Source organism: Streptomyces sp. B6B3, from assembly GCF_039871525.1.
GTDB lineage: Bacteria > Actinomycetota > Actinomycetes > Streptomycetales > Streptomycetaceae > Streptomyces.
On sequence record NZ_JBDPLU010000004.1, the window covers coordinates 434,970 to 456,247 of the forward strand.

The following is a 21,278-nucleotide window of genomic DNA, read 5'->3' on the forward strand; positions in this document are numbered from 1 at the left end:
CCGGGAGGCCAGACGACCAGGAGGTGTCACCGTGACCACGATCACCGGCGGCAGAGTCAGGAGCGGTTCCGTCGCGACGCGGGTGCGTCGAGGCGGCTGGGGGGTGCTCGCGCTGTTCCTCGGGGCGTTCGCCGTCTTCGAGTCGGTGAAGTACGGGGTGCCGACCACCGCCGCCGCGCTCGTCTTCTTCGCGGTGCCGGACCTGTTCCGGCGCCACCGCGCGGCGCACCTCGGGTGGATCCCGCTCGCCGTGCTCGTCGTCTACACCGTCACGCCCATCGTGTGGCCGCCGATGTTCACCGCCGGACTCGGCTGGCTCACCCGCATCGCGATCGACCGGACGGTGCGCCGTGGCTGACCGGGTGCGCGAGATCACCGCCGCCGCCCGGCACCTGCTCGACACCGAGGGGCCAGAGGCGCTGTCGATGCGGCGGATCGCCGAACGCGTCGGGATCCGGGCGCCGTCCCTGTACAAGCACTTCCCCGACAAGGCCGCCGTCGAGGCCGCGCTGCAGGCGCAGGGCATGGCCGAGATGGCACGGGAGCTGGAGGCCGCCGAGGCCGGGGTCGGGGCCGGCACCGAACCGCCCCTGCTCGTCCTCGCCCGCGCCTTCCGGCGCCACGCGCTGGCCCACCCCCACCTCTACCGCCTCACCAACACCCGGCCGCTCGCCCGCACCGCGCTGCCCGAAGGACTCGAGGACCGCGCGGCGATGCCCCTGCTCCGCGCGGTGCGCGGCGACATCGACGTCGCGCGCACGTTCTGGGCCTTCGCGCACGGCATGGTCGTGCTCGAACTCGACGGCCGCTTCCCGCCCGACGCGGATCTGGACGCCGCCTGGCGCACCGGCTGCGAGGCGTTCACCCACACCATTCGAGGAGAATCCCGATGACCGCCGTCGTCACCACCAACACCTCCCGCACCCGCGCCGGCGGGTACGTCCACGCCGCGGGATGGGTCGCCGGACTCGCCGTCGGATGGGGCGCCACGCCCGAGGCCGGTGACTCGCACGCGGAGATCGCCACCGCGTACGCCGACCATCCGGCCCAGGCGATCGGCCAAGCCCTGCTCACGCACGGTGTGGCCGCGGCCGGCCTCGCGGTCGTCGCGGCCGGGCTGCTGCGCTGGGCCCGTCGCACCGGCAGCCGCGCCGCCCGGACGGCCGGATGGGCCGGAACAGCCGCGGCGGCCCTCGCCTGCGTCCAGCTCCTCCTGGAGCTGGTCTCCGTGCCCGGCGCCGACCCGGCGTCACCCGGTACGGCCGGCACGCTCTTCGACGCGGGCCAACGCGTGGACGGCGTCAAGATGTTCGCCCTCGCCGTGCTCGCCGCCGGGGCCTGTGCCGCGACGCGGCACGCGACGCTGCTGCGGCGCCGGGAGTCCCTCACCGGCTGGGCACTCGCCGCCGCGATCACCCTGTCCGGAATCGGCTACGTGCTGCTGTCCGACGCCCTGACGCCCGTGGCGTTCGTCTCGCTGCCCCTGCTGCTGGTCTGGATCGTCACGCTCGGCACGGCCCTCGCCCGGGCCGGTGATGGCGACGCGGTCAGCCGGCCACGGTCGCTCGCTGGCGCTCCCGGTGCGCCCGGGCCGAGGCGATGACCGCGTCGAGCGTGTCCCGGGTGCGCATCAGGTCGGCGATGTGCCGGGAGAGCCGGTCGCGCTCCTGCGTCATCCGCTCCAGCGCGGCCTCGGAGTTCTCCTGGCTCGGCGCGTCGACGCAGGGCAGCAGCTCGGCGATGGTGCCGCTGGACAGGCCCGCGGCGTACAGCCGCTGGATGAACGAGACCCGTTCGACCTCGTGCTCCGTGTAGTGCCGCTGCCCGCTGGGGCTGCGGGTGCTGCTGAGCAGTCCCTGTTCCTCGTAGTACCGCAGGGACCGGACGCTGACCCCGGTCCGTGCCGCGAGATCCCCGATGCGCATGCCGCCCTCCCGGCTGTGAGCCGCGACACAGCCCTTGCCTCTGACATCAATGTGAGGTTTTAGCGTACCTGGCGGGCCCGGAAACCGGGCGCCTCGCCGTACGAGGGAGTCCTGACGTGACCACGCTTCTCGACCGCCATCCGCTCGGGGACCTGACGTTGCCCAACCGGGTGGTGATGGCCCCGATGACACGGGTCCGGGCCGCCGCCGGCGGCCTGGCGACCCCGTCGATGGCCATCTACTACGCGCAGCGGGCGACGGCCGGTCTGATCGTGAGCGAGGGCGTGCAGCCCAGCCTGATCGGCCAGTCCAACCCGGGGACACCGGGGCTGCACACCGACCAGCAGGTCGCCTCGTGGCGTCCCGTGACCGCCGCCGTGCACGCCAACGGCGGCCGGATCTTCGCCCAACTCATGCACGGCGGACGGGTCTCCCATCCCGACACCACGGGAACCCGGCCCGTCGGGCCCTCGGCGGTCCCCGCCGTCGGTGACGTGTTCACCCCGACCGGACCCCAGCCCGCGCCCACGCCGCGCGCCCTGGCGACGGCCGAGGTGCCCGAGCACGCGCGGTCGTACGCCGAGGCGGCCCGCCGCGCGATCGACGCCGGCTTCGACGGCGTGGAACTGCACGGCGCCAACGGCTACCTCATCTCGCAGTTCCTCTCGTCGAACGCCAACCTGCGCGCCGACCGCTACGGCGGCTCGGTCGCCAACCGGATCCGCTTCGCCGTCGAGGCGACCAGCGCGACCGTCGAGGCCGTCGGCGCGGCCAGGACCGGCGTCCGCCTCTCCCCCGGCGCGACGTTCTGGGGCGTCGCGGAGACCGAGGTGCCCGCGCTCTACGCGGCGTTGCTGGGCGAGCTGGCCCGCCTGGACGTGGCCTACGTCCACCTTGAGGCCACCACCGACGAGGAGGTGCTGGTCGGGCTGCGCCGCGCCTGGCCGGGCACCCTCATCATGAACCCGACGGTGCCGATGGGCCCCAAGCAGGTCGGACGGGCCGAGGCCGACCACTGGCTCGGCCTGGGAGCCGACCTCATCAGCTTCGGCCGCGCGTTCATCGCCAACCCCGATCTGGTCGAACGCCTGCGCACCGGTCTCCCGCTCGCCCCCGTCGACGACACCACCTACTACCAGGGCGGCGACGCGGGCTACCTGACCTACCCGACGTACCACCACACGGCGGCCTGACGCCGCCCCGGCCGTGGCGCGCGGCCGGGGCCCGCTCACTCCTCGAGGTCGCGGGCCAGTTCCTCCCAGGCGAGCGCGCGGAGGGCTGGTTCCGCGTCGGCGCCCGACGGGATGTCCGCGGCGGGCTGGAACCAGACGACGGTGAGCGCGGAGAAGTACCAGCCCGAGTCGTGGTCGGGGTCGATCTCCGTGGAGCGGAACGCGCCGACGCACGCCACCGCGGGCAGCTCCGCGTAGGGCCCCGAACTGCCCGCGGGCCGATCCGGGAACTCGACGACCGGCGGAACGAGGTGGACCGGCCGACCGGGGTAGGCCTCCCCGGCGACGCGCAGGCGGCTCCTGATGACGAACTCGTTGACGCGCTCGCACGGATAGCCCTCCAGAAGTCCGCCGTAGGTGGAGGACATCCGTATCTCAGCGAGATCGACCGAACGGCCGGACAGGAGCACGAGGCGACTCAGGGGCATCCGTTGACCCTACGTCCGCCAGGGTCGTCCACACCGCCGCCGCCGTGACGACGGCCGCCGGGCCGGGGACCAGCAGCAGCACCGAGGCGGTCCAGTGCACGGCCGCCCACACGCCCAGCACCGCGAGCGCCGGTCCGGCCAGGAACCGGTGCGGCCACCGGGCCACCAGGTACAGGCCGCACAGCCACAGCCGCCGGCCGCGCAGGTCGCCGCGCGCCGCGCCGAGCGGCAGCACCGCCCCCAGGGCGGGCAGCGCGAGGACGCTGGCCGCGCCGCTCACCGCCAGCGACGGCAGCGCCCACGCGCCGCCGCCGTTCTGCCACACGGCGAGCGCGGCCAGGAACGCGGCGACCGGCACCGCCACCAGCAGGCCCTGTGCGGTGCCGAAGCGCCACAGCCGGAGCAGCCCGCGCCACCATCCGGCGACGGTGGCCTCCCGCCCGGCCGCCAACGCGTTGCCGACGTCGGCGAGCGCCGCCGCGCACGGGGCGACCAGCAGCCCCGCCAGCAGGGCCGAGACCGGGGTGACCCCGGGCGCCAGCAGCACCGTCAACGCACCGGCGAGGCACACCGCCACGCTGCCGAACAGCAGCGCGGGCAGGGCCGGCCAGGCGGCCCGCAGGGTGCGCAGCAGGGTCTCGTCCGCCGCCGGCGCGCCGGCCGGGGATCCGATCACGTGGTCAGCCATCGGTCATCCCCTCACGCCGGCCGAGGCGATGCTGGCCACGAAGGCGCGCTGGAAGGCGAGGAAGACCACCAGCACCGGCACCACCACCGCGGTGATCGCGGCCAGGACGACCACGGAGGAGCCGCCCTGCCCGTTCTGGAGGGTCACCAGGCCGATCGGCAGCGTCATCTTCTCCGGGGAGCTGAGGAAGATCAGCGGTCCGAAGTAGTTGTTCCAGGACAGTTCGAAGGTGAGGATCGTCATCGCCGCCAGGGCGGGCCCCGAAAGCGGCACGATCATCCGGAAGAGAATCCACAGGTGTCCTGCACCGTCGATGCGGGCCGCCTCGTCCAGCTCCCGCGGGATGGTGTTGAAGTACTGCCGCAGGAAGAAGATCGAGAAGACGTTGATCAGCGCCGGCAGCCAGAGCGCCGCCAGGGTGTCGACGAGCCCCAGGTTGCGCATCAGCACGAAGACCGGGATCACCGTCATCTGGGTCGGCACCATCAGCGCGCTCAGCATGATCAGGAAGATGCCGTCCCGGCCGCGGAAGCTCAGCCGGGAGAACGCGTACGCCGCCAGCACGCTGACCAGCAGTGACCCCGCGGTGGAGAGGACCGCGACCTGAAGGCTGTTGAGCGCCATCCGCCCGAACGGGACGAGGTCCGGGATCGCTCGGAAGTTGTCGAGGGTGAACGGGTCGGGCACCCACTTCGGCGGCAGCGCGAACGCCGCCTCCTCGGCCGTCAGGCTCTGGACCACCATCCACAGCAACGGCGCCACCATCAGCAGGCCGACCAGCCACAGCGCCAGGTCGGCGCCGAGCCGACCGATCCTTCTCCTGGTCGGACCCGCGCTCGGCTTCACGTTCGGCTTCGAGTTCGGCTTCGCGTTCGGTCTCACGGTTGTTCTCACTGGTGGTGCACCCACTTCCTGGCTCCCCAGAACTGCACCAGCGTGACCACCAGCATCACCGCGAACACCAGGAGCGAGACCGCCGCGGCGTAGCCGGCCTGGAACGTCTGGAAGCCCTTCTGGTACAGGTACATGACGATCGTGAGGGTGGAGTTGTCGGGTCCGCCCTGCGGAGTGATGATCTGCACCGGGTCGAAGACCTGGAACGCCCCGATGAAGGTGATCACGACGGCGAAGAAGATCGTCGGTGACATCGCGGGGAGCGTCACGTGCCACAGGATCTGTCGCCGGTTGGCCCCGTCGCAGCGGGCCGCCTCGATCAACTGCGCGGGGACCGTCTGGAGGCCGGCGAGCATGATGACGAAGGTGAACCCGATGGTGTGCCAGAGGTCGATGCCGATGATCGCCGGCAGCGCCCAGTCCGGGTCGATGAACCAGTCGGGGCTGGTCAGGCCGGCCTCCCCGACGTAGTGCGTGACGACGCCGAAGGTCGGGTCCAGCACGTACCTCCACAGCAGCGCGACCGCGGCCCAGGAGATCACGAACGGGAAGAACAGCGCGGTGCGCACGAAGTACGAGAGCACCCGGCTCATGGTCCGGTTCACCGCGAGCGCCAGCAGCAGACCGCCGACGACGTGGGTCACCACGGAGGCGAGGGCGAACAGGAAGGTGTTGCCCAGGGCCCGGTAGAGCAGCGGGTCGCCGGCCATCTCGGTGAAGTTCCCGAGACCGTTGAACTCCGCGGCGGTGAGCAGGTCCCAGGAGTAGAAGCTCAGCGCAACGGCCGCCACGAAGGGACCGGCGACGAAGACCACGAAGAGCAGCGCCGCGGGGGTGAGGAACAGGTACCCGATCCGTTGGTCGCGGGATCGGCGGCCGGGCCTGACGCGGCGGGCCCCGGCGCGTGCCCGGGCGGCCCCTCCGTCGGGCGGCACCGGACGCGTGGAAACGGTGGTGGTCACAGCAGCCCTCCCAGCCTCTCGTTGGCCGACTCCAGGGCCCCGCGCACCGAGTCCGTTCCGGTGATGGCGGCCTGCCAGCCCTGGGTGACGGCGGTCTGCACCTCGCCGCCGCGCTCGGGAGACGGGATCGGGGTGCCGTAGGTGACGGCCTCGGGCAGCGCCTCGCTGCCCGGCGGCGCCTCGTCGAGGAACGGGGCGCTGGTCGCGACCGAGTTGCGCGCGGGCACCGTCGTGCCGCCGGTCGTCGCGTAGAAGACGGACGCCTCCCGGGACATCAGCCAGGTGAGGAGGGTCCAGGCCTTTTCCTTCTTCCTGGATGCCTTGAGGATGGGCCAGCCGTCCCAGCCGACCGGGGACCCGTGGCCGGCGTTGACCGGCCAGCTCACGATCCGCACCCGGTCGAGCATCTCGAGGCGGCGCACGTCGAGGGTGGGCCACCGGCCGCCGCCGAGGGTGGCCAGCGCGTTGTTGTTGAACTGGCCCATCGCGTCGTAGGCGCCGCCGGGCTGCGGTGAGAGCCCGTCGTCGATGAGCCCCTTGACGAAGGTCGCCGCCTCCACCGCCGCGTCGCTGGCGAAGGTGCCCTCGTCCCAGGCGTCGTTGAGCGTGCTCGCCCCGTTCGTGAGCAGCCAGGGCATGATGTCGACGAACGGGAAGCCGAAGCCGAGCGGTATCAGGAACGCCCCGGTCCGCTCCTTGATCTCCAGGCCGGCCTCGCGGAACTCGTCCCAGGTCCACTCGTCGGTGGGGAGGTCCACCCCGGCCTGGTCGAAGACCTCGGTGTTGCAGTAGAGCACGGCGGTGTTGTAGCCGCCGGGTATGTAGTAGGTCTTCCCGTCGGTGGAGCCGTACGTCTCGGTCCACTCCCGCAGCCGCGGGTCGACGTCCGCGAAGTACGCGTCGACCAGCGCGCGGTCCCTGGCGATGTAGGCGTCCAGCGGTTCCATCAGGCCCTTGGAGGCGAAGAGGCGCTGGCCCTCGGTCGCCACCTGGACCACGTCGGGCACCTGCCCGCCGGCGATCTGGGTGGAGACGGTGCTGGCGAAGGTGCCCCAGTCCCGGGCCGCGAGGCCGCGAGCCCGCACCTCGATGTCCGGATGCGCCCGCTGGAAGGCGTCGAAGAGCGCGTTGAACGCCTCCTGCTGGGTGGCGTCGCCCATGTAGAGCACGTCCAGCGGCCCGTGCGGCGAGCCCTCCACCTCCAGGCTCAGGCAGGAGGACAGGGCGGAGGCCAGTGGCAGGGAGGCGGTGGCCGCGGCCGCGGCGCGCAACACCCGGCGCCGTGGGACGTGGGCGGATCTGTGCGGGTCCATGGGGTCCCGTCCTTTCATGATCGGTCCGGCCTCTCGTGGTCAGCCCGCGCGCAGCACCACGGTGAACGACTCGCGTCCCCCGGCGCCGACGAGGCGCGCGGCCGGTCCGTCCGCCCCCGCGGTCACCTCGACCACGCCGAGCAGTTCGCCGGCGATCACCGGCCAGCGGCCCGGCAGCGGGTCGAGTTCGATCGTCCGGGCGGTGGCGTCGACCACCGTGCGAGGCCAGGCGTGGGCCAGGCCGAAGGAGGCCATGGAACGGACGTAGTGGTGTCCGCACTCGACCTCGTCGAAGGGATTGCGGGTGCGTCCCGAGTAGCGGGCGCGCACGTCGGCCACGACGTGCTCGGCCCGTTCCCGCTCGCCGTGCGCGGCCAGCGCGACGGCCGCGGTGTACTCGATGCCGGTCCACACCTCGTTGCAGTAAGGGAACGGGCGCTCGGGACGGCCGCCGTGCGGATAGGTGCAGTTGAGCAGCCCGTGCTCGTCGCCCAGGGCGTAGGTGCGCAGATGGTTGAAGTGGCCGTGGAATCCCGCCCGGTGGTTGTGCCGGACGATGCTGTCCAGGGCGGTCGCCGTGTGGGCTCGGTCCAGCCGGTCGTCGAGCCCGCAGGAGAGGGCCAGGGCGTGGCCGGCGAGTTGGTCGGCCATGCAGCCCGGGCCGATCTGCAGGTCGGGGTTCACCAGATCGTCGGAGCCGACGTCCGGGTTGTCGCCGTCGTCGTAGCGGATGCGCAGCCCCTCGGCGATGCGGTCGACGGAGCCGGCGGGCAGCACCCGGTGCTCGTAGTACTCGCCGTTGAACAGCTCCGCGTCCGTCTTCGCGGCCCCGCTGCGCAGCACCTCGGCGCAGGTGGCGGCGAAGTCGGCGTCGCCTACCGCCTCGGCCATCCGCGCGCAGGCGGCCAGCGCCGCCAGGTACCAGGACTGGTTGACGCCGCTGGGCCCGTAGTACTCCACGTCCGAGGTGCTGTGCTGGCAGCCCTCCATGAGGCCGTCGCGGTCGGCGTCCCAGCCGAGCGGTATCCAGGCGAACTCCAACGCCCGCCGCGCGGCCGGCCAGTGCCGGGCCAGCAGGTCGTCCCGGCCGGTGAGCTGCCAGGTGCGGCACAGCCGGACCAGCGCGCCCATCTGCCCGTCGGCCGCCGCCGTCCGCCAGCCGGTGCCCTCGGTGGCCAGCGGCAGTCCGGTGCGGAAGCTCATCATGCCGTGCTCGTCCAGCGAGTGGACGAACTCGACCTCCCGCATCGTCCACGCCAGGTCGGGGAAGAGCTGCTCCAGCGCGTACTGGTAGTTCCACACGTGGGTGCAGCTGCCGTGGCAGCTGCCGTGGTCCTCGTTGGTGCCCTCCCAGGCGAGGAAGGTGCCGTCGGCGATGCGGAAGCAGGTCGGCGACTTCAGCACGGCGGCGTTCGACAGCACCGCGTCCTGGACGGAGAGCGGCAGGTCGGAGCCGGTGACGGTCTCCACGTAGGCGCGGGTGCGGCGCTCGTACTCGGCCAGCCTCGGGACGGCCTGGCGCACCACGTCGGCGGCGTCGGCGAACCGCCCGGCGTAGTGGTTGCCGACCACCGGGCCGCCGTGCCCGTGGACCGGCGCCGGGGCGGGGCGATGGGTCCAGGCGCGCCGGTGGGGGAAGTGCCAGGCGATCAGGAAGGTGAACTCCGCCACGCCGCCGGGCGGCAGCGCCGCGCCCACCACCAGCGACCCGGTCGGCACCCGGGCGCCCTGGTCCGGGGCGGCGGGCTCGTCGAGCTGGCCGTCCTCGCCGAGGTCGTCCCAGAACTCCAGCAGCGAGTCGCCCCAGGAACGGTCCGCCCAGGTGCGCCGGTGACTGGTGACCGGGGTGCCGACGGCGGCCAGGGCGAGGCTGCCCCACGCCTCGTCGTCCTCGGCCACCGCGTCGCCACAACCGCCGGCGAGCAGCGTGACGTCGCCCTCGCGGGCCAGTTCGAACCGGTTGCCCGCGGGCACCTGCCCGTCCGCGCGGCGGCCGGCGACGTGCTGGAGGCTGCCGCAGAGGCTCACCGCCAGCGGCGCGCCACCGGTGTTGCGCACCCGGACGCGGTAGACGAGCAGCGGCAGTCCGCTGGCGTCCGCGTCCCCGGGGATCAGGGGGTTGTACGCGGACACCACCACCGCCACGGGCAGCTCCGGGTCGGTCAGTTGGACCTGCCCGAAGGGGTAGGCGGCGGCGAACTCGCCGTTCCGGAAACGGGGCAGCCCGTGCAGGGCGGACCGGCTGCCGTGCCCGCCGGCGTACTCGTCCTCCAGCAGGGCCGCCTCCAGTACCCGGGTGGTGCCCGGCGTGCCGGGGACGCCGTCGGACACGTGCAGGGCGAAGAAGGTGTCGGGCGTGAAGCCCTTGGCGGGGCGGTTGAACAGCTCCCAGTCGCGGAGCTGGCCACGGCCGCCCAGGCTGACGCACCCGGTGCCGACGCCGCCGACGGGCATGGCGACGCGGGCCAGGTCCCGGCCGCGGTAGGTCCGGACGACCGGCCAGGGCTCCGCGGCGGCGCGGTCGTCGTGGGGGTTCGTTCCGGACGGTGGCGGCATCTCCATGGGGGAACTCCTGGGAGGACGTGTGGGAAGGCAGGACGACGTGGCGAGAAATCGATTCCTTTCAACCAGCCGCGAAGTGTAGGAGGGAAGGATGCACAGGCTGTGCAATCGATTTCAAGACCTGGGAACGAAGTCCCTCGTGGAACGGCCCTTCTCGGTCAGGCGAGGACCTTGCCGGCCCGGCAGGGAAGAGTGGCCGATGCCGTGGGCAGGGGCGGGCAGGGTGGAGGTCAGGGACCGACCAGGGCGGCGCGGGCCGGGGCCCTCACGGGCGCGCCAGGGGCCGACGAGGACCCGGACGTTCACGCACGCGCCGGCGGCGTTCTCCGCCGGCCAGCCGGGCCGCGCGTCGGACGGCCGGCGGATCGACGGGGCGAACAGCGCTGGCCCGCGTTCCCACGTCGAACGGGCGCGCCGCCACGGGCCCATGTCCCCGGCGCCGGGGGCCGGCAGGCCGGACGATGCGCCTGCCCCGGCTCCGCGTGCACGGCGCCGAGCGGCCGGCAGGTCGGGCGGGTGCGGCCGGCCGGGGCGCCGGCCCCCGGCGCCGGGGTGGCCAGCAGATCGGACGAGTGCCCCCGCCCCGGACCCGCGTCACCGACCAAGCGGCCAGCAGGCCGAACCCGTGTGCCCGCCCGCACCCACGCGTCCCCGGCATCCAGCTGCCAGCAGACCGGCCAGGTACGCCCGCTCGGGTGCCGTGATCACCGCGCCGGGCGGCCGGCAGATCGGACAGGCACGTCCGCCCCAGCCCGCGATCACCGTCCCGGTGCGGCCGGCAGGCCGGACAGGTGTGCCCGGGGCGCCGGGTACACCGCACCGGGCGGGCGGGCGGGCGGGCGGGCGGGCAGGCAGGCCGGCCGGTGGGTCGGGCGGAGTAAACGACGCGGAGCGTCACCGCTTGCGGGCCACGAATCCCCACTGCGGGAGTTCGGAGTTCAGGGTCGCGTCGGCGACGTCCTGTCCCGGGTCCGGATGCCAGAGGCTGACGGGGACGAAGCCGTTGCCGAGGAGTTCCAGCCCCATGGCGTCGACCGGGGCCCGGATCTCGTCGAGCTCACGGGCGACGTACGGGTCGGCCTCGGCGTCGGCGTACTTCCGGTTCATCTCGTCCACCTCGGGCGAGCGCCGGGTGTCGCACAGGGCGAGCCAGCTGCCGGGCGGGAGCCACTCGACGTAGGAGCAGACCAGCTCGTTGGCCTCCGCGATGTGTCCGAGCATCGACATCATCGTCAGGCCGATCGGCTCGTCCGGGTCGAGGATCTCGCTGACCGCGTCCAGGACGGCCGCGGTGTCCCGGGCGTCGGCGTGGACGTAGGCGGTCTCACCCTCGGGGGTGGTGTTCCCCGTCAGCGCCTGCTGGTGGGCGAGGATGACGTCGTCGTGGTCCACGTACACCACCCGGCAGGCGGGGGCGACGGCCTGGGCCAGCTCGTGGGTGTTGCGGCCCGGCAGCGGCATCCCGACGCCGATGTCGAGGATCTGCCGCAGCCCGCTGCGGGCCATGTGCTCGACCACGCGTTCGTGGAAATACCGCGAGGCGACGGCCAGCCTCGGGACTATCGGGTACTCCTCGGCGATCATCCGGCCCACGACGCGGTCCACCTCGTAGGTGTCCTTCGCGTCCTGGTCGAGCCAGTACAACCAGGTACGGGCGGAGCTCGGCCGCACGCCGGGTGGGTCCTTGCGATCGTTCATCGGTGGTCATCTCCAGTCAGGTGTGCACGGCGGCCCGGCCGGTTTCGGGTAGCTCTCTGATCCGCGCGCACAGCGCCCGCGCGTGGGCGACGATCCGCATCGACCCCGCACCGCACCACCCGGTCACCCGAACACGTCAGGGACCGCGGCAACACGTCCCGTTCGGCATCCGAAAGATCACAACGACGAACCACCCGCACATGATCCCTCATCATCCGATCAACTCTGAAGTCGATCTCCTCGGTAACCGCCGCGTCCTCACGAGAAGGCCACCCACCCGCACAGCGACTCCACGCGCCACCCACCGCGCCGCCCACCGGTCGCCGGCCGCCCCCTATCTCCTCCCGCCGGTCCCCGCTTCGGCGGCCAACCCACACAAGGCCCCCACGTCACACGGGCATCAGGTCGGACGCGCGGCGGGATCTCACGTGCATGAACAGATTTTCGATGGGTTCACGTTCGGCCAGGGCCGCGCTCGTCTCCGCGGTGCTCGCCGCGAGCCTGGCGGCGGCCTCGCCGGCGGCCGCCCAGGACCAGCGGGAGGTCACCCTCGTCACCGGTGACCAGGTCGTGCTCGACGCCCAGGGGAAGGTCGCCGACGTCCTCCCCGCCGAGGGCCGGGAGAACGTTCCGCTCCGGATACTGCGGGACCAGGGCTCCACGCACGTGATACCCGACGACGCCCGGCGGTTGATCGACGACGGCGTGCTCGACCCGCGCCTGTTCGACGTCGCCGAACTCGGCCGGGCGGCGGCCCAGGCGACCGACGCGGAGGACGCGGAGGACGCGGACGGCACCGACACCGCGGACGCCGCCTTGCCCGTGATCGTCACCTACGCGGAGTCGGCGGAGGGCGACGACGTCAGGTCCTCGCTGTTCTCCGGCGCCGCCGACGCGCCGAGTCCCGAGGTGACCGCCGAGTTGTCGGCCATCAACGGCGAGGCGCTGAGCATCGCCGGCGACGACGCCGCCGCCACCTGGCGGGCGCTGGCCGACGCCCCCGGCGTCGCGAGCATCTCCCTGGACGCGGCGGTGCACGCCACCCTGGACGAGAGCGTGGCGCAGATCGGGGCGCCGCGGGCCTGGCGGGCCGGCTACGACGGCACCGGGACCACCATCGCCGTCCTGGACACCGGGATCAGCACCCGCCACGAGGACCTGTCCGGCGGGGGAGGCAAGGTGATCGCCTCGCGGAACTTCACCGACGCGGCCGACGCCGACGACCACTACGGGCACGGCACCCACGTGGCGTCCATCGCGGCCGGCACCGGCGCCCACCACGGCGGCGACTACGCGGGCGTCGCGCCGGGCGCCCGGCTGTTGAACGGCAAGGTCCTCGGCGACGACGGTTCGGGCCAGACCTCGGACATCATCCAGGGCATGGAATGGGCCGTCGACCAGGGCGCCGACATCGTCAACATGAGCCTGGGCGGCTCGGCCCCGGTCACCGTGGACGCGTTGGAGCAGGCGGTGAACACCCTGTCGGCCGAGTCCGACACGCTGTTCGTCGTCGCGGCCGGCAACAGCGGGCCCGGGGCCGGCTCGGTCGGCACCCCGGGCACCGCCGACGCGGCCCTGACGGTCGGCGCCGTGAACGACGCGGACGCGCTCGCCGACTTCTCCTCCGTCGGCCCGCGGCTGCGCGACGGCGCCGTGAAGCCGGACGTCACCGCGCCCGGCGTGGGCATCGCCGCGGCCGCCGCCCCGGGCAGCATCGTCGAGACCGAGGGCGTACCGGTCGCGGACGGCTACGTCGGGTTGGACGGGACCTCGATGGCGACGCCGCACGTGGCCGGGGCCGCCGCGCTGCTCGCCGACCAGCATCCGCGGTGGTCCGGCGAGCGCCTGAAGGCCGCACTGGTCGGCTCTGCCCGCCCGACCGCCGACGCCACCGAGTTCCAACAGGGCGCCGGACGCGTCGACGTGGCCGCCGCCGTCGAGCAGACGGTGGTCGCCCAGCCGTCCTCGCTGGCGCTCAGCTCGGGTCTGGTGGACCTCGACGGCCAGACCAGCCGCAAGCTGGAGTACCGCAACCTGGGCGACGAGGACGTCACGCTGCGGCTCTCGCTCAGCGGCTCCGCGCCGGACGGGCTTTTCACGCTCGGACGGGACGAGTTGACGGTGCCCGCCGGCGGCACCTCCGGCGTCACGGTGAGCGCGAACCTGTTGCTGGGTCTGCCGCACCTCTACAGCGTGACCGTCACCGCGACCGGCGAGGGCCAGACCGTGCGCACCCCGGGCGCGGTGACCCTGCAGGTCGGCGCCGGGGACCTGCTGAACCAGTAGGCGCGTCCCACGGATCGGCCGCCGGGGCACATCCCGGCGGCCGATCCGATGGTTGACGCGTCACCCCGCGGCAACTCCCGGACCAGCCGGACCACATGGTGCGATAGCGCCGTCTTTCGAACCGGTTCGATGTTGGCGTGTCCGCGGCGTTGTGCTGCCGTTGATTGGCGCGTACGTTGCTGTCGAACCGGTTCGACACAACTGTCATCGGCCCGTCCGGAGCCCCTCATGGTGCACAGGCGAACTCCCCCCGGCGCGCTCCCCACCGCCCGGACCGCGCGACGGCTCGTCGGTTCCCGGGGCGGACCGCGGTTCCGTGATCTCCCTATCCCCCTTCCCCCTCTGCCACGGAGGCACGTGTGGACATCACACCCAGCAGGCGGCGCAGACGCCGACTCTCGATCGCCGCGTTCCTCGCGACGTGCGCCGTCGTCGTCACGTCCCTGGTCACGCTCAGCACGCCGGCCCAGGCCGCGGACGAGTCCCTGACCGTCAACTTCGCCAACGCGGGCGGCTCCCCGACCTACCGGGCCTCCGGGTGGATCTACGGCATGACGGAGAACGCGTCGGGCCCGGCGGACCACTTCTACGAGGACGTCAACTTCCAGTACATGCGGGCCGGCGGCGCACAGCTCGACGGCCCGGGCGGCTGGGTGTCAGGACGCTACGACCGCCGGTGGAACTCGACCCGCGACCAGTTGCTGCGCACCCGGGAGCTGGGCGGCGAGTTCATCCTGCTGGTCCACGACCTGTGGGGCGCCGACGGCTATCCGATCTCCCGCTTCCCCGGCGACAACGGCGACTGGAGCGACTACGACGCCTTCCTCACCCGGCTGATCAACGACGTGCGGGCGACGGGCGTCCCGGTGCAGTGGGACCTGTGGAACGAGCCCAACCTCTCGTTGTTCTGGAACCGGTCCCAGTCCCAGTACTTCGAGCTGTGGCGGCGCACCTACGAGCGCGTCCGCCAGGCGTTCCCCTCGCATCTGATCGTCGGCCCGAGCCTCGCCGGCGTCCCGTCCACCGGCGGCTCGTGGTGGACGCAGTACCTCGACTTCGTCCGCGCCAACAACGTGATCCCGGACATCTTCAGCTGGCACGCGCTGCCGAGCGATCCGGTGGCGAACGTGGCGGCGGCGAACGCCAGCCTCGACGCGCGCGGCATCCCACACCCGCGTCCCTACCAGATCAACGAGTATGCCTCGCCCCAGGAGCAGAACCCCGGCGACGGCGCCTGGTACATCACCCGCCTGGAGCGGGCCGGCGCCGACGGCCTACGCGCCAACTGGGCCAGCGGCGGGGCTCTCCACAACGACCTCGCCGGCCTGCTGGTCCGCGATGCGGCGGGGCAGCACCAGCCGAAGGGCGAGTGGTGGGTCTACCGCTTCTACGCGTCGCAGACCGGTCAGATCGCCGCCACCACCCCCAGCCAGTCGTACGACGCGTTCGCCACCAAGGCGAACGGTTCGGCGAAGATCCTCGTCGGCGGTGGCGGCACGACGGGCAACGTCGCGGTCAACCTGCAGAACCTGAACACCGTCAGCGGCGTGGTGCAGAACAACCAGGTGCGGGTGCTCGTCGAGCGCATCCCGTACAACAACGGCGGCGCGGTCCAGGGCCCGGTCACCGTCCAGAACTCCGTGGTGACCCTGTCCAACAACGCCACGACGGTCAACCTGCCGCACACCAACGCCGACGAGACGTTCACCATCACCCTGCTGCCGCCCTCGGGGGCCGGCGCCCAGTCGGCCGGTCAGGGATGAGCCGGCGGCGGCCGTTCGGGCGGGTCCCCGAGCCCGTCGGCCGCATGTCCTTCCCCGCCCGGCGGGGGTGAGCGCGCGGACGCCGGTGGGGGATCGTCCAGGCCCTGTGACGGTCCCCCACCGGCAGGGAGGTCACGGCGCGTTCGGGTCCGCCGCCGGGACCAGTGGCGCCGGGACATGGCCCGTGGGGGCGACGTCGGACCCGGCCCGGTCCTGTCCGCCCGGCAGGGACGCCCGGTAGATCGGCATCGCGGCGGCGGTGGTCACGATCGCCACCGCGACGAGGATGGCGAACGTCTCGTCGGACACCATGTCGTGTGCGAGGCCGATGTTGATGAAGACCAGGATCATCAGTCCGCGCGCGTTCATCAGCCCGCCGACGGCCGACGCGTACCGCCACGAGTAGCCCTGCAGCCGCACCACCGCCGCGCATCCCAGGTACTTGCCCGCGAACGCGACCAGCATGATCACCGCCAGTGGCAACCACAGGGTGCCGCCCGCGCCGAAGCCGGAGACCTCGGTGTTCAGCCCGCTGAAGGCGAAGAACACCGGCAGCAGCAGGATGGAGTTCAGGTCGGTCAGGCGAGTCTCCAACTCCCGGCGCATCGTCGCCGACTGCGGCATGGCGAGGCCGGTGATGAACCCGCCGAACACCGAGAACACCCCGATGTAGTCGGTGAACCACCCCGCCACCAGCACCAGGAGCAGGACGAGGGCCATCATGTCGCGGCTCATTCCGGCCTCGCGTTCCACCCGTTCGCCGAGCCTGCCGAGCAGCCTGCGCCCGACGGTGAGCATCAGGGCCGCGAACACCGCCGCGCCCGCCACGGTGTCCAGCGCGTCGAGCGGGCTGCCCGCCGCGCCGACCGCGATGATCACGGCGAGGATCACCCAGGCCGCCGCGTCGTCGATCGCGGCCGCCACCAGGGTCAGGCCGCCGATGGGCGTGTTGGCGATGCCGCGCTCCTGCAGGATCCGGGCCAGCATCGGAAACGCGGTGATCGACAGCGCGCCGCCGACGAACAGCATGAACTCCCATCTGCTGGCCCCGTCCAGGCTCAGCGTCGAGAAGAACAACGCCCCCGCCGCGGCCCCCAGCAGGAACGTCGGCACGATGCCGGACACGGCGAGGACCGACGCGCGCCGCATGTTCCGTCCCCCGGTGAGGCCGTGGTCGAGCGAGGCGCCCACGAGGAACATGTAGAACGTCAGCCCGATGGTACTCAGCACGTACAGGACGTCCTTGACGTCCGCGGGGAACAACTGGGCCTGCACGCCGGGCGTGACCGCGCCGAACAGCGCGGGCCCGAGCAGCACCCCGGCGACCATCTCGCCGACCACCCTGGGCTGCCTGACCAGCATGGCGAGGCGCCCGCACAGCGTTGTCGCGGCGAGCACCACCGCCAGTGCGGCGAAGACCTTCAGCGCGAACTCGATCTGGTTCACTCGGTGACCTCCTCAGGTCGGGTGGCAACGGGGCAGCCCTGGGTGTCGTGCGTGTCGAAGTAGCGTCCGGCCAGGCGCAGCCTGCGCGCGTCGAGGACCATCCAGGTGCCGAACGCGAGCTGCAGGACGCCGAGCCAGGTGCCCTCCCACCGGTCCCGGACCCGCAGGAACACGCCCAGCAGGGCCAGGCGCCACGGCGCGATCGGCGCGGCGGCGGCCCGCAGCAGCAGGCACGGGCCCCGGCTCGGCAGCGACCGGGTGTGCGTGACGGTGGAGTGCAGCCGGAAGCGGCGCAGCACCTCGGCCGTCGCCGCCCGCAGCGCCAGCGGCGAGAGCCGCCACGCGGGGCACGGCCGGTTGGCGGCGACGCCGAACGGGATGTGGTGCGCCGTGCGGGCCGAGACCCGGTCCCAGCGGTCGGGGTCGAACACGTCGGGGGCGGTGTGGCCGGTGGCGTGGTAGTCGGGGTAGCTGAAGCACAACACCGATCCCTCGGGGATCGTGGTGTGCTCGTCCAGCGCGATGTCGGCGGTCGTGACGCGGTGCGCGATGCCGAACAGCGGGTAGAGCCGCAGGGTCTCGTCGAGGACGTGCGCGAAGTAGCGCTCGTCGGCCGGGTCGCCCGCGAGCCGGGCCGCGACGTGCGGGTGGTGGGCGAGCGCGAGCAGCAGGTGCGCCATCGCCTCGGACATCTGCACCACGGCCGTGTTGAAGAAGGTGCCCTGCAGGTAGTGCACCTGTTCGGCCCGGGTCAGGGTCGGGGGCAGCGGCAGGCGCACGTCACCCGCCGCGACCCGCCGGGCGAGGTAACGGGTCAGCCGCGCCCGCCGGGCGGGGTGGCGCAGTCCGGTGCACTTCAGCGCCGTCACCACGTCGTCGGCGTGCCCGACGATCAGGTCGCGCGCCGCGCGGGGGCAGGGCTCCGCGAACACCAGCTCGTGGAAGTACTCCGCCCACACCGGCATCATCAGGTCGCGCAGCCGCACGAGGGTGACCCGCCCGGTGACCAACTCGTCGAGCACCCGCCCGGCGCAGCGGGCCGCCGCGGCCGACAGCGCCTCGCTCGGCCCGGACAGCAGGGCGAGCGTCGTCCGCGCCACGTCGTCGTAGCGCGGGCCCGCCTCCAGATGCTCCTGGTGCACCTCGGGGCCGGGGGCGAGCCAGTACCAGAACAGGTCCGAGAGCCTGGCGCCCCTGCTGCGGCCGTTCGCCGCGGGATGACCGTAGAGCTCGCGGAAGCGCGCGGGGCCCAGCTCGGCGTTCGGGAACGTGATCGCGTTGTCCCCGTTGACCTTCTCGAACACCTTGGCGCGCAGGGCGACCACCCGCCCGGGCAGCCAGCGGGGGGCGGTCAGCACCGCCGCGGCGGCGAGCAGCCCGGTCACCCGCATCGTCCGCACCTCCCCGGTCCCCGGGTGACGACCAGATCGGGGGTCAGGTCGGCGAGGCCGCGCCCGCCGCAGAGCGCCAGCACGTGGTCGAACTCGTCGCGCAGTACGGCGAGCACCCGCGCCACCCCGGCCTCGCCGTCCGCGGCCAGGCCCCACAGCACCGGTCTGCCGATCCCGACGGCCGCCGCGCCGAGCGCGAGGGCCACGGCGACGTCGCCGCCGCGGCGCACACCGCCGTCCAGCACCACCGGCATCCGGCCCGCGACCTCGGCCACCACGGCCGGCAGGGCGTCGAGGGCCGCGGGCGCCAGGTCGGACTGGCGGCCGCCGTGGTTGGACACGAAGAGCCCGTCCACGCCGTGCCGCACCGCGCGCCGCGCGTCCTGTGGATGCAGGACTCCCTTGAGCCACAACGGGAGTGACGTCAGCTCCCGCAGCCGGCTCAGGTGGTCCCACGACACCGCGGGGGACATCTCGATGTCGCGGGTGCCGCCCGGCGGGCCGCCGGAGAGGCCCCGCATGTTCTCCGCCGCGAGACCCGCCGGCAGGTCGTGGAAGCCGTGTCGGACGTCGCGGCGGTGCCGGCCGAACACGGGCGAGTCGGCGGTCACCACCAGCGCCGTGCAGCCCGCCCGTTCGGCCCGCCGCACCAGGTTCGCCGTCACGTCCTCGTCCGGCTGGAGGTAGAGCTGGAACCACACGGCCGCGTCCGCGTCGACCGCGCGGGCCGCCGTCGTGACGTCGTCGATCCCCACCGTGGACGCCATGCCGGACACCAGGACGGTGCCCGCCGCCGCGGCCGCCCGGGCCGTCGCCAGCTCGCCGTCGGGGTGCGCCAGCCGGTGGAAGGCGGTCGGCGCGATCAGCACCGGCAGGCCCAGCCGGCCACCTGGCAGGTCGACGGCGATGTCGCGGGCCGGGCTGCCGCGCAGCACCCTGGGCAGCAGCGCCAGCCGCCGGAACGCCGCCTCGTTCTCGGCGAGCACGACCTCGTCGCCGGCGCCGCCCGCGTAGTAGTCGTAGTGCACGGGGTCGAGCGCCGCGCGGGCCTTCCGGTGCAGCTCGCGCAGCCCGGACAGGTCCGCGCTCACGGGGCACCCACGGCGGGCCTGGCGAGCTGGGTGCGCAGGAACGCCAGCAGGGGCGCGCGGTGCACGTCCTCGCTGTCCCATTCGTTCTCGAGGTTCTCGGTCAGGTGGTGCTCGGCGACGAGCGCGCCGGCGCGGAAGTGCCGCACCACCGGGTGGAGGTAGCGGCCGTCGAGCCCGCTGGTGTCCTCCTGGGAGGTCCGGCCGGCGGTGACGTCGAACGGGTTGACCTGGTCGTGGCCCGCGCCGTACTCCAGCGTCACCGCGAGGTAGGAGTCGACGCCGCCGAAGTCGCCGCGCCCGACCGCCTCGTGCAGGTGGTCCACCGGCACCTCCTCCGCGTAGCGCACGGAGCCGTCCGGGCCGGCGAGCACGGCGTCGCACATGAACGCGAACATCTGCCACAGCGCGGAGGTGCGGTTCACCCGCTCGATGACGGCGTCGGCCACCGGAGCCAGGCCCTGGGCGAGGTTCCGGCTCGGCCACGGCACGCCGTGGTAGCGGTGTTCGAGGATCCGGTGCAGGGCGCGCACGTTGTACCGGAAGCCGTGGATGAACCCGCTGGTCGACTTCTTGAAGTCCCGGGACTGGGTGATGGTGCCGGCGAAGAAGAGATCGGGCACGTTCGCCGACTCCCACGCCGCGGTCAGGTCCGGGAAGCGGTCGTTGATCGTCAGCCGGGGGCGGCACTCGTCCGCGAAGATCGACGCGTCGAAGCGGAAACCGGTCGCGAGGATGACCCGGTCGTAGCGGATCTCCTTCACCCGCTCCGCGACCCGCGTGAAGGCGACCGGCACCAGGTACCCGTCGCCGTCGCGCCGGATGCTCAGGACGGTCCCGTCCAGCACCGCGTTCTGCGACTTGAGCTGGTAGGTGTCGAGGAAGTTGTTGTTGACGGCGCGCAGGTGGCCGACGAAGTGGGTCTGCCAGGCGAGGCGCAGCGAGCCGGGCCCGGCGAGGTGGATCACCGCGGCGGTCTCGATGAGGTTGTCGGCGGTCTCGAACGCCGAGTTGCCGCGCCCGATGATCAGCACCCGCTGTCCGGTGAAGTCCGCCGGGTCCACCGACACGTCGCCGTAGTCCTCGGCGTGCTCCACCCCCTCTATTGGCGGGACGTAGGGCCGGGAGACGCCGGTGGCGACGATGATCCGCCGGGCCCGGTAGGTGGCGCCGTGCTGGTCGGAGACCGCGAAGTCGCCACGGCCGTCGGGTCGGGCCACCGACACGGCCCTGGTGCCGTAGCGGACCGGCAGGTCGTGCTTGGCGGCGAAGTCGGCCAGATAGCGGACCATGTCCTCCGCGGCCGGGAAGTACCGCGGGGTGTAGCCGGTGAAGAGCAGCGACGGGTCGTCGGACAGCAACGAGTTCCAGTCGGTCCGCAGGTTCAGCTCGGGATCGTCCCAGCCGGTGTTCGGCTTGTTGATGGAGATCAGCGTGCGGTGCCGGGGGAAGCGGGTGAAGAACGTGCCGGGCGCGTCCCCGGCCTCGAGCACCAGGTGGTCCCGGCCCGCTCGGGAGAGCAGATACGACGCCTGCAGCCCGGCGGGGCCGGCGCCGAGGACGAGACACTCCGTCGAAACCTCGCTGGACACGGCTCTCTCC

The 21,278-nt window shown here is 73.0% G+C and carries 18 protein-coding genes; 6 read left to right on the plus strand and 12 right to left on the minus strand.

Going from position 1 to position 21,278, the window contains the following annotated elements:
* Positions 1-31: 31 nt before the first annotated feature.
* The 3 genes from ABGB06_RS12150 to ABGB06_RS12160 are packed head-to-tail and all read left to right on the plus strand — an operon-like array spanning position 32 to position 1,603.
* Entirely contained in the window at positions 32-358 is a 327-nt protein-coding gene (locus ABGB06_RS12150) for a hypothetical protein (RefSeq protein WP_347588250.1), read from the plus strand.
* Positions 351-893: a TetR/AcrR family transcriptional regulator gene (locus tag ABGB06_RS12155; protein ID WP_347588252.1), complete on the plus strand. Its 543-nt coding sequence runs from the start codon at positions 351-353 to the stop codon at positions 891-893. Before ABGB06_RS12150 ends, ABGB06_RS12155 begins: the two co-directional genes overlap by 8 nt.
* Complete coding sequence (locus ABGB06_RS12160) at positions 890-1,603, plus strand: hypothetical protein (RefSeq protein ID WP_347588254.1); 714 nt, start codon at positions 890-892, stop codon at positions 1,601-1,603. The genes ABGB06_RS12155 and ABGB06_RS12160 overlap by 4 nt, the downstream gene beginning before the upstream one ends.
* On the opposite strand, the gene ABGB06_RS12165 is transcribed toward ABGB06_RS12160, so the two are convergent.
* A complete protein-coding gene (locus tag ABGB06_RS12165) occupies positions 1,548-1,925 on the minus strand; it encodes a MerR family transcriptional regulator (RefSeq protein ID WP_347588256.1) in 378 nt (125 codons plus the stop codon). The two genes, ABGB06_RS12160 and ABGB06_RS12165, sit on opposite strands and share 56 nt — an antisense overlap.
* A 116-nt stretch (positions 1,926-2,041) precedes the next feature.
* Here ABGB06_RS12165 and ABGB06_RS12170 point away from each other — a divergent pair, with 116 nt between their 5' ends.
* Positions 2,042-3,118, plus strand: a complete 1,077-nt coding sequence (locus ABGB06_RS12170; RefSeq protein WP_347588258.1) for an alkene reductase — start codon at positions 2,042-2,044, stop codon at positions 3,116-3,118.
* Positions 3,119-3,153: 35 nt separating this feature from the next.
* Here ABGB06_RS12170 and ABGB06_RS12175 read toward each other — a convergent pair whose 3' ends face one another.
* From ABGB06_RS12175 to ABGB06_RS12205, 7 genes are all read right to left on the minus strand, one after another.
* Entirely contained in the window at positions 3,154-3,585 is a 432-nt protein-coding gene (locus ABGB06_RS12175; protein WP_347588260.1) for a hypothetical protein, read from the minus strand.
* Complete coding sequence (locus ABGB06_RS12180; protein WP_347588262.1) at positions 3,533-4,273, minus strand: hypothetical protein; 741 nt, start codon at positions 4,271-4,273, stop codon at positions 3,533-3,535. The genes ABGB06_RS12175 and ABGB06_RS12180 overlap by 53 nt, the downstream gene beginning before the upstream one ends.
* A 3-nt stretch (positions 4,274-4,276) precedes the next feature.
* Positions 4,277-5,155 carry a carbohydrate ABC transporter permease gene (locus ABGB06_RS12185; protein ID WP_347588264.1) on the minus strand — a complete coding sequence of 293 codons (879 nt, stop codon included), beginning with the start codon at positions 5,153-5,155 and terminating at the stop codon, positions 4,277-4,279.
* 8 nt (positions 5,156-5,163) lie between these two features.
* Entirely contained in the window at positions 5,164-6,129 is a 966-nt protein-coding gene (locus tag ABGB06_RS12190) for a sugar ABC transporter permease (RefSeq protein ID WP_347588266.1), read from the minus strand.
* Complete coding sequence (locus tag ABGB06_RS12195) at positions 6,126-7,442, minus strand: sugar ABC transporter substrate-binding protein (RefSeq protein WP_347588268.1); 1,317 nt, start codon at positions 7,440-7,442, stop codon at positions 6,126-6,128. Before ABGB06_RS12195 ends, ABGB06_RS12190 begins: the two co-directional genes overlap by 4 nt.
* Positions 7,443-7,481: 39 nt before the next feature.
* Positions 7,482-10,004: a GH116 family glycosyl-hydrolase gene (locus tag ABGB06_RS12200; protein WP_347588270.1), complete on the minus strand. Its 2,523-nt coding sequence runs from the start codon at positions 10,002-10,004 to the stop codon at positions 7,482-7,484.
* Between the two features lie 894 nt (positions 10,005-10,898).
* Positions 10,899-11,702: an SAM-dependent methyltransferase gene (locus ABGB06_RS12205; RefSeq protein ID WP_347588272.1), complete on the minus strand. Its 804-nt coding sequence runs from the start codon at positions 11,700-11,702 to the stop codon at positions 10,899-10,901.
* Positions 11,703-12,149: 447 nt separating this feature from the next.
* On the opposite strand from ABGB06_RS12205, the gene ABGB06_RS12210 reads away from it, so the two are divergent.
* Entirely contained in the window at positions 12,150-13,988 is a 1,839-nt protein-coding gene (locus ABGB06_RS12210) for a S8 family serine peptidase (RefSeq protein WP_347588273.1), read from the plus strand.
* A 359-nt stretch (positions 13,989-14,347) separates the two neighbouring features.
* The gene (locus tag ABGB06_RS12215) at positions 14,348-15,751 is read left to right on the plus strand and encodes a beta-xylosidase (RefSeq protein WP_347588275.1); all 1,404 of its coding nucleotides are present in this window, start codon (positions 14,348-14,350) and stop codon (positions 15,749-15,751) included.
* A gap of 132 nt (positions 15,752-15,883) precedes the next feature.
* Here the strand turns inward: ABGB06_RS12215 and ABGB06_RS12220 are convergent, their stop codons facing one another.
* Genes ABGB06_RS12220 through ABGB06_RS12235 form a run of 4 tightly spaced genes read right to left on the minus strand, consistent with a single transcriptional unit; the run spans position 15,884 to position 21,268 of the window.
* A complete protein-coding gene (locus tag ABGB06_RS12220) occupies positions 15,884-17,197 on the minus strand; it encodes a cation:proton antiporter (protein WP_347588276.1) in 1,314 nt (437 codons plus the stop codon).
* A complete protein-coding gene (locus tag ABGB06_RS12225; protein ID WP_347588277.1) occupies positions 17,194-18,588 on the minus strand; it encodes a cytochrome P450 in 1,395 nt (464 codons plus the stop codon). Before ABGB06_RS12225 ends, ABGB06_RS12220 begins: the two co-directional genes overlap by 4 nt.
* Entirely contained in the window at positions 18,579-19,679 is a 1,101-nt protein-coding gene (locus ABGB06_RS12230; protein WP_347588279.1) for an alpha-hydroxy acid oxidase, read from the minus strand. Before ABGB06_RS12230 ends, ABGB06_RS12225 begins: the two co-directional genes overlap by 10 nt.
* Entirely contained in the window at positions 19,676-21,268 is a 1,593-nt protein-coding gene (locus tag ABGB06_RS12235; RefSeq protein ID WP_347588281.1) for an NAD(P)-binding domain-containing protein, read from the minus strand. Before ABGB06_RS12235 ends, ABGB06_RS12230 begins: the two co-directional genes overlap by 4 nt.
* Between the last annotated feature and the right edge of the window lie 10 nt (positions 21,269-21,278).

Excerpts from the sequence above, each read along its gene's own strand:
- ABGB06_RS12225 (WP_347588277.1), bottom strand. The coding sequence starts at position 18,588 with ATGCGGGTGACCGGGCTGCTCGCCGCCGCGGCGGTGCTGACCGCCCCC.
- ABGB06_RS12175 (WP_347588260.1), bottom strand. The coding sequence starts at position 3,585 with ATGCCCCTGAGTCGCCTCGTGCTCCTGTCCGGCCGTTCGGTCGATCTC.
- ABGB06_RS12205 (WP_347588272.1), bottom strand. The coding sequence starts at position 11,702 with ATGAACGATCGCAAGGACCCACCCGGCGTGCGGCCGAGCTCCGCCCGT.
- ABGB06_RS12195 (WP_347588268.1), bottom strand. The coding sequence starts at position 7,442 with ATGGACCCGCACAGATCCGCCCACGTCCCACGGCGCCGGGTGTTGCGC.
- ABGB06_RS12160 (WP_347588254.1), top strand. The coding sequence starts at position 890 with ATGACCGCCGTCGTCACCACCAACACCTCCCGCACCCGCGCCGGCGGG.
- ABGB06_RS12180 (WP_347588262.1), bottom strand. The coding sequence starts at position 4,273 with ATGGCTGACCACGTGATCGGATCCCCGGCCGGCGCGCCGGCGGCGGAC.
- ABGB06_RS12200 (WP_347588270.1), bottom strand. The coding sequence starts at position 10,004 with ATGGAGATGCCGCCACCGTCCGGAACGAACCCCCACGACGACCGCGCC.
- ABGB06_RS12165 (WP_347588256.1), bottom strand. The coding sequence starts at position 1,925 with ATGCGCATCGGGGATCTCGCGGCACGGACCGGGGTCAGCGTCCGGTCC.
- ABGB06_RS12210 (WP_347588273.1), top strand. The coding sequence starts at position 12,150 with ATGGGTTCACGTTCGGCCAGGGCCGCGCTCGTCTCCGCGGTGCTCGCC.